The organism is Aeromonas enteropelogenes (genome assembly GCF_000819845.1).
Classification (GTDB): Bacteria; Pseudomonadota; Gammaproteobacteria; order Enterobacterales; family Aeromonadaceae; genus Aeromonas; species Aeromonas enteropelogenes.
In genome coordinates this window covers 19,649-32,252 of sequence record NZ_CDCG01000042.1, presented here as the reverse complement: position 1 = coordinate 32,252, position 12,604 = coordinate 19,649, and the positions used below count along the sequence as shown (strand labels likewise).

The 12,604-nt window shown below is 52.2% G+C and carries 10 protein-coding genes; 3 read left to right on the top strand and 7 right to left on the bottom strand.

From position 1 onward, the window contains the following. Nucleotides 1–101: 101 nt before the first annotated feature. Together BN1123_RS18230 and emrD are read left to right on the top strand one after the other, a co-directional pair. Nucleotides 102–764 carry a glutathione S-transferase family protein gene (locus tag BN1123_RS18230; RefSeq protein ID WP_042028820.1) on the top strand — a complete coding sequence of 221 codons (663 nt, stop codon included), beginning with the start codon at nucleotides 102–104 and terminating at the stop codon, nucleotides 762–764. Between the two features lie 262 nt (nucleotides 765–1,026). Next, nucleotides 1,027–2,226 carry a multidrug efflux MFS transporter EmrD gene (gene emrD, locus BN1123_RS18225; protein ID WP_042028818.1) on the top strand — a complete coding sequence of 400 codons (1,200 nt, stop codon included), beginning with the start codon at nucleotides 1,027–1,029 and terminating at the stop codon, nucleotides 2,224–2,226. A gap of 127 nt (nucleotides 2,227–2,353) precedes the next feature. On the opposite strand, the gene BN1123_RS18220 is transcribed toward emrD, so the two are convergent. From BN1123_RS18220 to BN1123_RS18210, 3 genes are read right to left on the bottom strand one after another with little or no spacing between them, the layout of a single operon-like run. After that, a complete protein-coding gene (locus BN1123_RS18220) occupies nucleotides 2,354–3,103 on the bottom strand; it encodes a UDP-2,3-diacylglucosamine diphosphatase (protein ID WP_042028816.1) in 750 nt (249 codons plus the stop codon). Continuing rightward, on the bottom strand, nucleotides 3,100–3,837 hold the full coding sequence (locus tag BN1123_RS18215) for a DUF4269 domain-containing protein (protein WP_042028814.1): 738 nt from the start codon (nucleotides 3,835–3,837) through the stop codon (nucleotides 3,100–3,102). The genes BN1123_RS18220 and BN1123_RS18215 overlap by 4 nt, the downstream gene beginning before the upstream one ends. Beyond that, the gene (locus BN1123_RS18210) at nucleotides 3,827–4,324 is read right to left on the bottom strand and encodes a peptidylprolyl isomerase (protein ID WP_026457729.1); all 498 of its coding nucleotides are present in this window, start codon (nucleotides 4,322–4,324) and stop codon (nucleotides 3,827–3,829) included. The genes BN1123_RS18215 and BN1123_RS18210 overlap by 11 nt, the downstream gene beginning before the upstream one ends. Before the next feature lie 200 nt (nucleotides 4,325–4,524). Between BN1123_RS18210 and cysS the strand changes: the two genes are divergently transcribed. Continuing rightward, on the top strand, nucleotides 4,525–5,901 hold the full coding sequence (gene cysS / locus BN1123_RS18205) for a cysteine--tRNA ligase (RefSeq protein ID WP_042028812.1): 1,377 nt from the start codon (nucleotides 4,525–4,527) through the stop codon (nucleotides 5,899–5,901). Nucleotides 5,902–6,026: 125 nt separating this feature from the next. Here the strand turns inward: cysS and BN1123_RS21080 are convergent, their stop codons facing one another. From BN1123_RS21080 to BN1123_RS18185, 4 genes are all read right to left on the bottom strand, one after another. Then, nucleotides 6,027–6,476, bottom strand: a complete 450-nt coding sequence (locus tag BN1123_RS21080; RefSeq protein ID WP_042028810.1) for a hypothetical protein — start codon at nucleotides 6,474–6,476, stop codon at nucleotides 6,027–6,029. A 39-nt stretch (nucleotides 6,477–6,515) separates the two neighbouring features. Continuing rightward, entirely contained in the window at nucleotides 6,516–10,214 is a 3,699-nt protein-coding gene (locus BN1123_RS18195) for a reverse transcriptase domain-containing protein (RefSeq protein ID WP_042028808.1), read from the bottom strand. A gap of 728 nt (nucleotides 10,215–10,942) precedes the next feature. After that, the gene (locus BN1123_RS18190; RefSeq protein WP_042028807.1) at nucleotides 10,943–11,689 is read right to left on the bottom strand and encodes a substrate-binding periplasmic protein; all 747 of its coding nucleotides are present in this window, start codon (nucleotides 11,687–11,689) and stop codon (nucleotides 10,943–10,945) included. 166 nt (nucleotides 11,690–11,855) lie between these two features. Next, nucleotides 11,856–12,599, bottom strand: coding sequence for a substrate-binding periplasmic protein (locus tag BN1123_RS18185; RefSeq protein WP_042028806.1), 744 nt, complete (start codon nucleotides 12,597–12,599; stop codon nucleotides 11,856–11,858). Nucleotides 12,600–12,604 lie beyond the last annotated feature (5 nt).

Below are 12,604 nucleotides of genomic sequence, written 5' to 3'. Positions count from 1 at the left end.
GCACTGGGTGCGCCGTTTGTGTTACTAGAGAGTGGGTCAGGATCTCGCCGCCGGGGGAAATGAGTGCCCGGTGGCCCCATCTGCGTAACCAAGGAGTGACCATGATCGACTTTTATACCGCCGCGACCCCCAATGGCTTCAAGGTGGCGATAGCCCTCGAGGAGCTGGGGCTGCCTTATCGGGTGATCCCGCTCGACTTGTCGGCACTGGATCAGAAAAAGCCCGAATTTCTGGCCATCAACCCCAACGGCCGCATTCCGGCCATCGTCGATCGGGACAACGATGACTTCGCCGTGTTCGAATCCGGCGCCATCCTCCTCTATCTGGCCGAGAAGGCGGGCAAGCTCTTGCCGCAGGATCCCAAGCGCCGCTCCCGGGCCATCCAGTGGCTGATGTTCCAGATGGGCGGTGTTGGCCCCATGATGGGGCAGGCCAACGTCTTCTACCGCTACTTCCCCGAGAAGATCCCGGCGGCCATCGAGCGTTACCAGAAGGAGGGGCGCCGCCTGTTCGAGGTGCTCGACAGCCATCTGGCCCACCACGAGTATCTGGCCGATGAGTACAGCATCGCCGACATTGCCACCTGGCCCTGGGTGCGGATCTACGACTGGAGCGGGATCTCCATCGAGGGGCTGCCTCATCTGCAGGCCTGGATAGCGCGCATGGAGTCCCGTCCTGCCTGCCAGAAGGGGATCACCATTCCGCCGCGCAAGGAGCAGCCAGAGGATCTGATCAAGCAGGCACAGCAGATGGTAACGCGTTGATTTTTAACTGCAGACGGGGCGAAACGCCCCGTAATATTAGAAAAACTAAGGCAAGCTGATTATAAAGATTCGTTCGTTTTCTGTGAGCTGAATCACTATCATGCCCCTATACCATCAAGCGTCCTGTGCGATGGCCGGGCGGGCTCCCCGCCTCCTGTTTCCAACACTGATTTGATTGACTCACTGTTTCTGTGAAGAGACTCCCCCGGGCCATTTCTGCGTCGGGGGGCGGCAGCTTTTTGACGATTTTTTTGGGACTGATATGGATCGGCACAGTTTTTATCCGTTGTTTTTCCTGACCATTCTGATGGTCGCTGTGGGCCAGATGACCCAGACCCTCTATGTCCCCTCCATTCCCATGATGGCGGGGGACTTTCAGGTGGCCTCCGGTCAGCTGCAGGCGGTGATGGCCTGTTACCTCATTCCCTATGGCCTCTCCCAGTTTGTCTATGGGCCGCTGTCGGATCGCATCGGTCGTCGCCCCGTGCTCATCATCGGCATGATGGTGTTTCTGTTGGGGACCCTGACCATCCAGCTGATCCCTCACTTCGCGGCCCTGCTGGTGGGCAGCTTCATCCAGGGGCTGGGAACCGGTGCGGGCGGCGCCATGAGCCGCACCGTGATGCGCGACCGTTATAGCGGCGCCGAGCTCAACCGTGCCAACAGCCTGGTGAGCATGGGGGTGATCTTCTCCCCGCTGCTGGCCCCCGTGCTGGGGGGCTGGTTGACCGAGCTGTTCAACTGGCGTGCCGGTTACTGGTTCCTGTTCGGTTTTGGCGCCGTGGCGACCCTGGCCATCATGGCCTGGTTTGGCGAGACCCTGCCGGTGAGCGCCCGCCAGCAACCGCTGCGGGTGGGAGCGGCCTATCGCCATGTGCTGGGCAACCCCAAGTTTCAGGGCAACCTGCTCTGCCTGATGGCCACCTTCTCCGGTCTGGCGGTCTTTGAGGCGGCCGCCGGCGTGCTGCTCGGGGATGTGCTGAAACTGAGCGCCCGCACCGTGAGCGTGCTGTTCGTGTTGCCGCTGCCGGGTTATCTGTTCGGGGCCTGGCTCTCGGCCAAGCTGAGCTTTCGCCTGAGCCAGGGCAAGCTGATGCGTCTGGGCATCGCGTTTCTGGCACTCGGCTCGCTCATCATTCTGCTGCCGGGCCTGTTCGGGTTAGTGAGTGCTGCGTCACTGATCGGGGGCGCTGCCGTCTACTTCATCGGGAGCGGTATTCTCTACCCGACCGCCACCTCCTGCGCCATCGAGCCCTTCCCGAGCCAGGCGGGCACCGCGGGGGCCATCCTCGGCGGCATGCAGAACCTGGGGGCGGGTGTCGTCACCCTGCTGGCGGCCTGCTTCCCGATGACCGGCCAGGTGACCCTGGGGGCCATCATGACCCTGATGGTGCTGATTGTGGCGCTGAGCTTTGTCTGGCTGCGCCACCACGGCTCCCCCCACGAGCAGATGGCAATCTGACGCCATCGCGGCTGGCGCGTATCGAGCCAGTCCCTTACCCAATAAAAAGAGGCCATGACCCGTCGGGGTCATGGCCTCTTTTGTTATCTGGCGCGCACGTTTTTGGCCTGCGCAGGTAAATGCTCGCTTACCCCTGCGATGCAGTGTCTGCCTGGGAGAGGGGGCGCTGCTCCAGCCGTTGCTCGCCCGGGCGGCAGACCAGCACCGACCCTTGTTCGAACCAGTCCCCCAGCACGATACGGCGGGCGGGTTGGCCGTCCAGGGTAAAGTCGTGGATGGCGGGTCTGTGGGTGTGGCCATGGATCATCATCCGGCAGTCGTGACTGCGCAGCATGGCGTCCACCGCCGCGGGCGTCACGTCCATGATGCTCTGGCTCTTGTAGGCATTTTCCATCTGGCTTTGGCCGCGCATCTTGTGGGCGATGGCCTGACGGCGGGGGAGCGGCAGGCGCAGAAAGAGCCAGCGCAGCCATTTGAGCTGGGTGATGCGACGAAACTTCTGATACCCCTCATCCAGGGTGCAGAGCAGATCCCCGTGACTCAGCACCACCCGCTCGCCATAGAGTTCGATGACGCAAGGATCCCCCAGCAATGTCATGCCGGCGCGCTTGGCATACTGCTGGCCCAGCAGAAAGTCACGGTTGCCGTGAATAAAGTAGATGGGCACGTTTTGCTGGCTCAGGGCCAAAAAGGCGTCGGCGATGGTCTGGTGGAGCGGGTTGGGATCATCGTCGCCAATCCAGAATTCAAACAGATCCCCCAGCACATAGAGGGCATCGGCGCCGACGGCGTCGTGCTCGAGAAAGTGCACCAGCGCCGCCGTCATGTCGGGCCGCTGGGCGCACAGGTGAATGTCACTGATAAAGAGGGTGCTCATGGTGGCGTGTCGGTGCTCAGGGTCGGATCCGGGGAGGGGCAATGAACGGCTGTTTCGGGGCTGGCAAGGGCTGATGGCGGCGTCTGGACAACCGCTGGCCGGGCAGGATCAGGCATCCGCTGCCACGTGAGTGTGGCCAGGTTGCGTCCCTCCAGGGTCAGCAGCGCCTCGTAAGGGTCGCCGGCCAGCCCCAGCAGGCGGCAGATGGCAGCCTCGCCTTTGAGGCCTTCTTCCAAGCGCAGACGCAGCACCGCCTGATAAAAATCATCCCCAAAGTGCGCCAGCAGGGCGGCCATCAGGGTGAGGTGGCGCCAGCCGTTGAGAGTCTCGACCGCTGCCGGCGTGACATAGAGCTCCACCGGCCAGGAGTGCCCGTCCGGGCCGGCAAAAAGCCGCTCCAGCAGCCAGACGCCTTCCCCCTTGTCGCTTGCCAGCCACCCCTGCTCGCGCAGTTGAGCCGCAAGGTGGGCAGGCACCGGATGCTGGCAGAGGATATCGAGATCGCTACCCGGCCGCTCCAGTCCGATGGCGAGGGTACTGACCATGGCCACGTCGCTGCACAGCTCTTGCAAGCGCGTCCACAGGCCGTTACTTAACAGGGCGTGGGCGGAGCGCTGGCGCGGGTTGCCATGGGCCAGATAGTCGAGGTGGCGCCAGTTTGGGGCGGCAGATGGAAAAACTGCGGCCGGGGCCGCAGTTTTGTCAGTGCCTGGCCGGCAGAGATCACTCGGCAAGGGTCACCTTGGTGATCACCACGTCTTCAACCGGTACGTCCTGATGGATGCGACCGTAGTTGCCGGTCTTGACGCCCTTGATCTTGTTGACCACGTCCATGCCCGCAGTCACTTCACCGAATACACAGTAGCCGTAGCCCTGGGTGGTGGCGGATTTGAAGTCGAGGAAGTCGTTGTTGTTCACGTTGATGAAGAACTGGGCGCTGGCGGAGTGCGGCTCCATGGTGCGGGCCATGGCGATGGTGCCAATCTTGTTGGACAGGCCGTTGGCCGCTTCGTTCTTGATCGGAGCGCGGGTGTCTTTCTCTTCAAAGCCCGGGGCATAGCCGCCGCCCTGGATCATGAAGCCGTCGATCACGCGGTGGAAGATGGTGTTGTCATAGTGACCGTCACGGCAGTATTGCAGGAAGTTGGCCACGGTTTCCGGGGCTTTTTCAGCATTCAGGGTGAGGGTGATGTCGCCGTGATTGGTATGCAGAGTGACCATGAGTTGTCCCTTCGTTTTGTAGCGAGCCAGGCAGGCCCGCGGGTGTATGGCATAAAGTGGTGGCAATTCTAGCCCATCAGGGGCGGCGGGCATAGTGCATCTGGCGCCAAGACATAGATGGCAGGCGGGATCCGGCTCGTTTTCTCTGGTCGAACGGGGTATTATGACCAACCATTTTACACACAGGCAGTGGTTATAAGATGCTGAAGATATACAACACACTCACTCGTCAAAAAGAAGAATTCAAACCTATCCACCCGGGCAAGGTGGGCATGTATGTGTGTGGTGTCACCATCTACGATCACTGTCATATCGGCCACGGCCGCACCTTTGTCGCCTTCGACGTGGTCGCTCGTTACCTGCGCTACGCCGGTTACGATCTCACTTATGTGCGCAACATCACCGACGTGGATGACAAGATCATCAAACGCGCCGCCGAAACCCGCGTCACCTGTGACGAGCTGACCGAGCGCCTGATTGGCGACATGCATGCCGACTTCGATGCCCTCGGCATGGTACGCCCGGATATCGAGCCGCGTGCCACCCAGCACATCGGTGAGATCATCGAACTGGTGCAATCCCTGCTGGACAAGGGCCACGCCTACGTGGCTGACAACGGCGATGTCATGTTCATCGTCGAGTCCTATGCCGACTATGGCCAGCTCTCCGGCCAGGATCTGGAGCAGCTGCAAGCCGGTGCCCGCGTCGACGTGGTGGATGCCAAGCGCAACCCCTTGGACTTCGTGCTGTGGAAGATGTCCAAGCCCGGCGAGCCGACCTGGGACAGCCCCTGGGGCCCGGGCCGCCCCGGCTGGCACATCGAGTGCTCTGCCATGAACTCCAAGCACCTGGGCAACCACTTCGACATCCATGGCGGTGGCTCCGATCTGCAGTTCCCCCACCACGAGAACGAGATCGCCCAGTCCTGCTGCGCCCACGGTGGCGACTACGTCAACACCTGGATGCACAGCGGCATGGTGATGGTGGATAAAGAGAAGATGTCCAAGTCCCTTGGCAACTTCTTCACCATTCGCGATGTGCTGGCGCACTACGATCCGGAAACCGTCCGCTACTTCCTGATGTCCGGCCACTACCGCAGCCAGCTCAACTACTCGGAAGATAACCTGAAGCAAGCCCGCGCCGCGCTGGAGCGCATGTACACCGCCCTGCGCGATCTGCCTGAAGCCGCCGCTGCCGGTGGCGACGAGCAGGTGGCCCGTTTTGTTGAGGCCATGGATGACGACTTCAACACCCCGGAAGCCTACTCCGCCCTGTTCGACCTGGTGCGCGAGATCAACCGCCAGAAGGCCGAAGACATGGCCGTTGCCGCTGGCCTCGGTGCCCGTCTGCGCGAGCTGGGCGCCGTGCTTGGCATCCTGCAGCAGGATCCGGACGCCTTCTTGAAGGGTGACGAAGCGGACGACGAAGTGGCCGAAATCGAACGTCTGATCGCCGAGCGCAATCAGGCCCGTGCCGACAAGAACTGGGCCGCGGCGGATGCCGCCCGCAACCGTCTCACCGAGATGGGTATCGTGCTGGAAGACAGCGCCGGCAAGACCAGCTGGCGCCGCGCCTAAGGTCGGTGGCCTTGTTGGCGTCTGGTGCCAACAGGTTGAGCCAATAAAAAACCGCAGCCATTGGGCTGCGGTTTTTGTTTGTGGCCTGTCTGAGGGCTGGCATTCGGAGGGAGAGGAGATAAATATTATAGAATTACTTCGTTAATTATATTTTGTAATTTATCGTTCCAATTTCGTTCTCTTACTGTACTTGATATGGCAAGAAACTTCCTGTGCCTCAACAATTGAGATTTAATAGCATCTATCCACTTTGTATCTAATGAATTTGTTTCCAATATCTGCTCAAATGTAAAAAGCATTGATGAAACAAACCAGCAATACTTGCCATAATCTATGGTACGTTCTTCAGGTTTTTCCATTCCATAGGCAAATTCTGGTTTATCAATACACATAGATAGGTATTGATGATAAAGGTTGTGAGCTGTTGCATTTTTAGTTTCAGATATATTTGTGTTCAGCTGTTCCCAACCTAATTTCAATTGCTTATTTGCGACATAAAGGGCTGACCATGCAATTATGACTGTTGCTATACTCGAGCCAATACTAATCCACTTCACCCATACATCTATATCCATTGCAATTACAACTCCATTATTAATAAACTATTGCGTTTTTCATCGATTGAACCCTGCGGGCTTGGTTTTTCTCTTCTTATGCTCCTTATGCTCACGGGTAAATGCATAAGGGTCTATATCTGCAACATTAATGGCAATCTGATTCGCTCCATGTACGTGAGTAATTAGTCTTTCATAAGGCTCTTTAAATGGTGCTTGAATTGTAGAGCCACCAAATTCTCCAATATTTGAAATTATTACATGTTGATACATATGATAGTGTAGTGCAGCAGCCATATTATCAAAAGTATTTACATCTTTGTTATGAGCGACAACAATAAACAAATCTGTTTTATCTCTTAAATCAGAAGCCAAGCTAATATCTGTTGCATCATAGCATATTGCACCAGATATCCTAAAAGGTGAGAGACCATCTCTATGTACTTCTATTATATGTTGGCATGGTCTGTATCCAGTAATTCCAAGTTTTTCCTCTTCCGATGTCATATGTAGTTTTCCTTGGTCTCTAATTATCCATTGTCTTCCGCTCTTCTTATAATCTGGAATGATCCACCGTGCCATATTAACTAGTTTTCCACCGTGGTCTTTAAAAACAAACCCTGCAAAAATCATTGCTCTAGTTTTATCTGCAAGCCGTTTGATTATATCTTGATCTTCTATGTGCACAGATAGTTCTGGGAAAATAATTAGATCTGCAGCTGTTCTTTCTTTTTGTCGATCCGCCTGTAATTTTGTGTATAAAGTTTTGTAAGCAACTTGGCATATTGAAAGCAAATGCTCTCGATGTGTAGCTCTAGTTTTAATATGATCTAATGTCGGGTCTGCCTTCACAAAGTCGGTAGAGCGTGGAAGCAGCTGTTGAATCATTACCACGCGAAAGCATGGTGTTGCATTTAGTTTAGGGCGTTTTACCTGAGATGGTAAACCTGGCATATTTGAGGCTTTGCAATACAAGTTGTTTAGATGTGACAGCCTATTTCTTAAACTTGACTCAAATGAATTTAAATCAATCACATTGAGTATATCTTTATGGCGAATAAAGTTTGATTCAAAACCAGGCCATTGAAGGCATCTCATAAGTAGTTCTGATAACCATCCAGTTATAGTGGCATATTCACCGACTAATGACTCAGGGGAATGCATCATGCCCATTCGACGTTTGAACCATGAGGTTCTTACGCCTTTATATGTGTCTGAACTATTCGATTTCCATCGGTTTCCTGTAAAATCACACCCACCAACAACAGCCGCTCTTAAAATAGTACCAATCCAGTATATTTTTTTTGCTGATTCATCAATGTCATTCTCTGTGGAGTATAGCCATTCAGGAATATTAAATCTAGGGTCACTAAATTTATTAGCTTCAGCAATGTGGCATACTATTTCACTTGCTTTGGGATTCCATATTTCATGCCACGTAATTGAGTCTGGTGAACTAACTAGAATTTGTTTCGGAGATAATGTTAATGCGTCTGATCTGTTTTCTAATAGTTTCAATAGCCCTAATGCTAGTTTTATTGTTGCGGCTTCATGTACAAAACAATTCTCTTCGGAAGCAATTATGTTGGATAGTTTCAACTTGCCATTGTTAATCCTTGAAACAATAACTGGCGATGCCCACTCTAAAGATCTGTACTTTGTTTTTAAATGTTTGGTTTTACTTATTCTATTCCAAATGGAAAGCCAAAAAGGTCCTCCGCGCTTAGCAAACATTTCAATTATTTCTACTGCGTTAGGCGCTGAGCTTAACTGCTCTAGTAACAATTTTACATATGTATCATTATGACCCGTTATCTGGCTTGCAATCTCATAAATGACCCAATAATCATCATTAATGGGTGGTTGCTTGCCATTCAAAATAAGATGTAATGCTGCTTGAATAGATTTATTTCCAGGTGATGGGCATATTGGTTTTTTTGCTATTGCCAATAATAATAGAGCTTGTCTTTCTACAAATGTTTTTTTTGTTTTTGAACAAATAACTCTTTGTGCATAAATTGAGGCTAATTCAATTATAGAAAATGGTTGAAGTGAGTTTGGATATTTTATCTTTTTGAAAAAGCCATCAAAATCACAACAACATCTAAATAAGTCAGCTAATAAATAATCCATTAAAATGGAAGAAATAACATCATTTTTTTCAGTTGAATTAAAGCTGCTTCTTATATATATGGAATTAAATACAGGTTCAAATAGCTCAGCTGATGGATATATCTCAATAGCTTTCCTTAGAACAATGCTAAGAGAGGGGTCCTTCATCCAAGCATGTATTAATTTTTTTGCGAGTAACTCGCTTTCATTTTCTAGCTGTTTATTATCAAAACCATGTTCATTAATAATACTGATACTTCGTTTTGAGCGCATTATGCTTTCTAGACGGTTAGCGGCAAACCTTTTTAAAGTATCAGTCCTTATATCATGATCATATTTTGTTAGTTGTACTAGAGGCAGATCTGGATGGGATGTTTTCAAATCAGGCAAGTTGTCATCCTCTATTGAAAGCAATCCCTCTAAAATACTAGAAGCATTATCAAGGACTTCTCTATCTGCAGGGCCGCTTAGCTCTCCTTGCAATATATTAATTCTGTTTGTCATGCTCCCTATATTATCAAGATCTGAAATGGATGTTATTTTTGTTTTTTTGATGTTTAATGTTGTATCTTCCCCAGCATGTATTTTCAGCATTCTGCTAATATAGCTTTGTATTACTCTCTTTATTATCTTTATGTCTTCAAAGTCAGTGCTTATTACCAGTCGGAGATCATCAACATATCTGCAGTAATCATATAAAAATACTTTTCCGGGAGTTGGCAACAAAGTTCCAATGTTGTTTCCAATATGCTTGTCAAAATCTAACATATATGCATTGGCGAAAAAACCTGATGATACAAGACCCTGAGGTAAGCCTTTGCTAGAGTCTAAAGAAATATTGAATTTCTCTGCAAAGCGAACATCTCTATCTCTCCATTGCCAATCAATTATTTTTTCAAAACGACGCCAAAAAATATCACAGTGATCATGTCCAAAATTGCTGGATGCATTTTTTAGTCTTTTTATAAGAACCTTTCTATCAATGTTGTCGTAAAACTTTGATAAATCTAAATTTACTATGTAAACATTACCGGCATTTCTTTCAACTAGATCTCGGCCAATCGCAATAGGTCTTTTTAAAAAGCTTTGGTAATCTGAATAAAATTTTCGATATATTTCACTGTTTCCCCATCTGAACCATGCTTTTTTATTTTTCCAATCACAAATTAAGCGATTGCCATAACTATAAACGGAGTTATCCTTTCCTGAACTGCAATCACCTTGTGCCGTCTCTATTGCATCAGCCAAGCACATCATCGCTGTTGTAGCCCAAGTTTGGTCTCGTATCGTAAGATGAGCTAATGGTCGTATTGGTGGAGTGTTTTCTCGTTCCTGTTTATTTGTTTCATCTATAAATGCTACGGGTATCCATCCTTGATTTTTATCTATAGTCCACCCTTCACTCTTGGCAGCAGGAACAAGCTCAAGCTTATTCAAAATTCTACCTGATTTTAACTGCCCCCCCCACTTATTAGCCTCATCTTCAATAGCTATTGTTGAAGCATCAAGAGATAATGTGTCAGCATACCAATTAAAGCTTCGTATATATGAATGAGTTTTCTTCCAAGCCTGTGAAATAACCACTGGATCAGTTAAATAATTTATTTCAGGCTTTAGGTAATTATACTTATCAGAGATGAATTTCATAAATTTTATTTTTTTGTTAAATAGTTGCGTGACGTTTTCTTAATCACATTACAAATGAAGTGTAATTAGTGGTTTTAAAGTTGATGTTGTATAAAAGTTAAATTATCACTGTCTGGAATTCAATATAAGACTATTTCCAATACTGGCGATATTTCGCCAAGCAATGAGGTTACCCGACCCCTCACCCTAACCCTCTCCCCCAAGGGGAGAGGGAACTGTTACTGCGGACGATTACGCTTCGCTAATCGACCCTACTCGACCCTACAAATTGCCCCAAGCGTCTCACCGGCATGGGAGCATGGGTACACAACCCCGGAGGCTGACGGGCCCCCCGTCGAGGGTGAAACCCTCGCACCCTGCTGCAGGGGAGGGAAACCGGCTGGTCTCCGCCAAAGACGCTACCGCCCCTGACTGTCGCCGCCACATTGCGCCATTGCCCTGCCATGAATTGAACGGGGCCAACAGACTCCCGCGCCCATCTTACGGAGCCAGAACGGTCTTATCTATCGATTTGATGGGTTAACTATCAGAAAAGATTGGTTTTCTGCGCTGGCGCAAAGTTTGGAGCATGGCGTTCCGCTATTTCAGTGGGCCGGTTGGCAGGCTGACGTTCTGATCAGGGAGTGGCGATGGCTGCAGGGCCGCGATAGAGAGAGGGTGAGAATTGAGGATAAAGGGACTGGGTCACGATAAAGGGAAGGGCGGCACCCAAGCGGGCACCGCCTCTGTCAGGGGGCGGGGAAGTATTTGCCGTACAACTGCTGGAATTCGCTGCTCGCCAGCACCTGGGTCAGGCCGGTCTGGAATTCTTTGACGGATTCGTCGCTCACCGGATGGCTGAAGGCGAAGCAGAACTGCTCCGAGCTCAATATCCAGCGCACCTTGAAGCGGGCGGGATCGAGTTTTTGTTCCAGGATCAGCAGCTCCATGGTGGTCTTGTTGGTGGAGACCAGATCGACTCGTCCCGAGGTGAGCATCTTGAGGGCCTGGGGCAGCCGGTTGGCGACCATCAGCCTGCTCTCGTCAAAGCCGTTGTTGAGTAGCAGTTGCTCCCCCACATCGGCCCGCACCGCCCCGATATTGAAGACCTTGGCGTCCTCCAGCTTGTTGATGGCGATATTGCGGCTGGTGAGCCCCACCAGCACGATCTCGGCGTAACCGATGGGGCAGGCCCATTTGAACAGGGGATCGCGGGCCTGGGTGCGGGCGGTGGAGAAGAGCACCGCATTGGGCTTTTGGGTCAGCAGGTAGTAGCCCCGGGCCCAGGGCATGACGGTGATGGGCTGCGGTGTGGTGCCCGTCTTCTGCCACACCTGCTGCAACAGCTCGACGGCAAAGCCGGCCGGCTTGCCCGCCTCGTCCGTGTAGTTATAGGGTTTGTACTCTTCGGTCATGTAGTGAAGCTTGGCCAGCTCCGGGCTGGCCTGGGTGAGGGTGGCAAACAGCAGCCCAATCAATCCAATCCATTGTTTCATCAGCGCCATCCTGCTTGAGGGAATCGTCGTTTCAGTGTGGGCAAGCGAGCCGATTTCGCCAAGGCCAAGTTAGATTTCCTGACAGTAGGGGAGGCTCAGGGCGCTGATGCCTGGCATCACTGGCCCTTTTGGCTCATTGCTCTGATGTTCGCGCTTCGGGCAATCACTACTCTGGCAAATAGCGACGCCGCAGCGCTGGATAGGTCGGGCTGGTCAGCACCTGCTCAAGGCCCTGCTGGAATTCAGCGACCAGTTGGTCGTTCACCGTGAGGCTGAAGGCGTAGCAGAAGGGGTCGGCGCTCAGTGTCCATTGCACCCTGAACTGGTCGGGAGCGAGCCCCAGCTCCCCGATACGCTGGTAGAAGGTGTTCTTGTTGGTCGAGAGCAGATCGGCCCGCCCGGAGGTGAGCATCTTGATAGCATGGTTGAAACGGTTGGAGGTCATCATCCTGTCTGCCTGAAAGCCGTTGCGGATCAGCAACTGCTCCCCCACATCGGCCCGTCCGGCGGCGATGATGTAGTGCTTGGCATCTTCCAGCCTGTCGAGATTGATATGGCGATGAGTCAGGCCGATCAGAACTATGTTGGCATGGTCAATGGGGCACGCCCATTTGAACAGGGGATCTCGCGCCCTGGTGCGCACGGCGGAGAAGAGCACCACATCGGATCTCTTGCTCAGCTGGGAGTAGCCCCTGGCCCAGGGCATCACATCGATGGGTTGTGGCGGGGTAGCGGTTTGTTGCCACACCCGTTGCAACAGCTCGACGGCAAAACCGGTGGCCATGCCGGATCCATCCCGGTAGTTGTAAGGGCTGTTCTCTTCGGTGATGTAGTGCAGTTTGCCAAGCTCGGGGCTGGCCTGTGCGAGGGTAGCAAGCAGCAGGCCTGCCAATCCGGTCCATCGTGTCATCTGCG

Bases quoted from the DNA above. Each gene is read 5' to 3' on its own strand.
- BN1123_RS18230 (WP_042028820.1), top strand. From the start codon at position 102: ATGATCGACTTTTATACCGCCGCGACCCCCAATGGCTTCAAGGTGGCG.
- emrD (WP_042028818.1), top strand. From the start codon at position 1,027: ATGGATCGGCACAGTTTTTATCCGTTGTTTTTCCTGACCATTCTGATG.
- BN1123_RS18220 (WP_042028816.1), bottom strand. From the start codon at position 3,103: ATGAGCACCCTCTTTATCAGTGACATTCACCTGTGCGCCCAGCGGCCC.
- BN1123_RS18210 (WP_026457729.1), bottom strand. From the start codon at position 4,324: ATGGTCACTCTGCATACCAATCACGGCGACATCACCCTCACCCTGAAT.
- cysS (WP_042028812.1), top strand. From the start codon at position 4,525: ATGCTGAAGATATACAACACACTCACTCGTCAAAAAGAAGAATTCAAA.
- BN1123_RS21080 (WP_042028810.1), bottom strand. From the start codon at position 6,476: ATGGATATAGATGTATGGGTGAAGTGGATTAGTATTGGCTCGAGTATA.
- BN1123_RS18195 (WP_042028808.1), bottom strand. From the start codon at position 10,214: ATGAAATTCATCTCTGATAAGTATAATTACCTAAAGCCTGAAATAAAT.
- BN1123_RS18190 (WP_042028807.1), bottom strand. From the start codon at position 11,689: ATGAAACAATGGATTGGATTGATTGGGCTGCTGTTTGCCACCCTCACC.
- BN1123_RS18185 (WP_042028806.1), bottom strand. From the start codon at position 12,599: ATGACACGATGGACCGGATTGGCAGGCCTGCTGCTTGCTACCCTCGCA.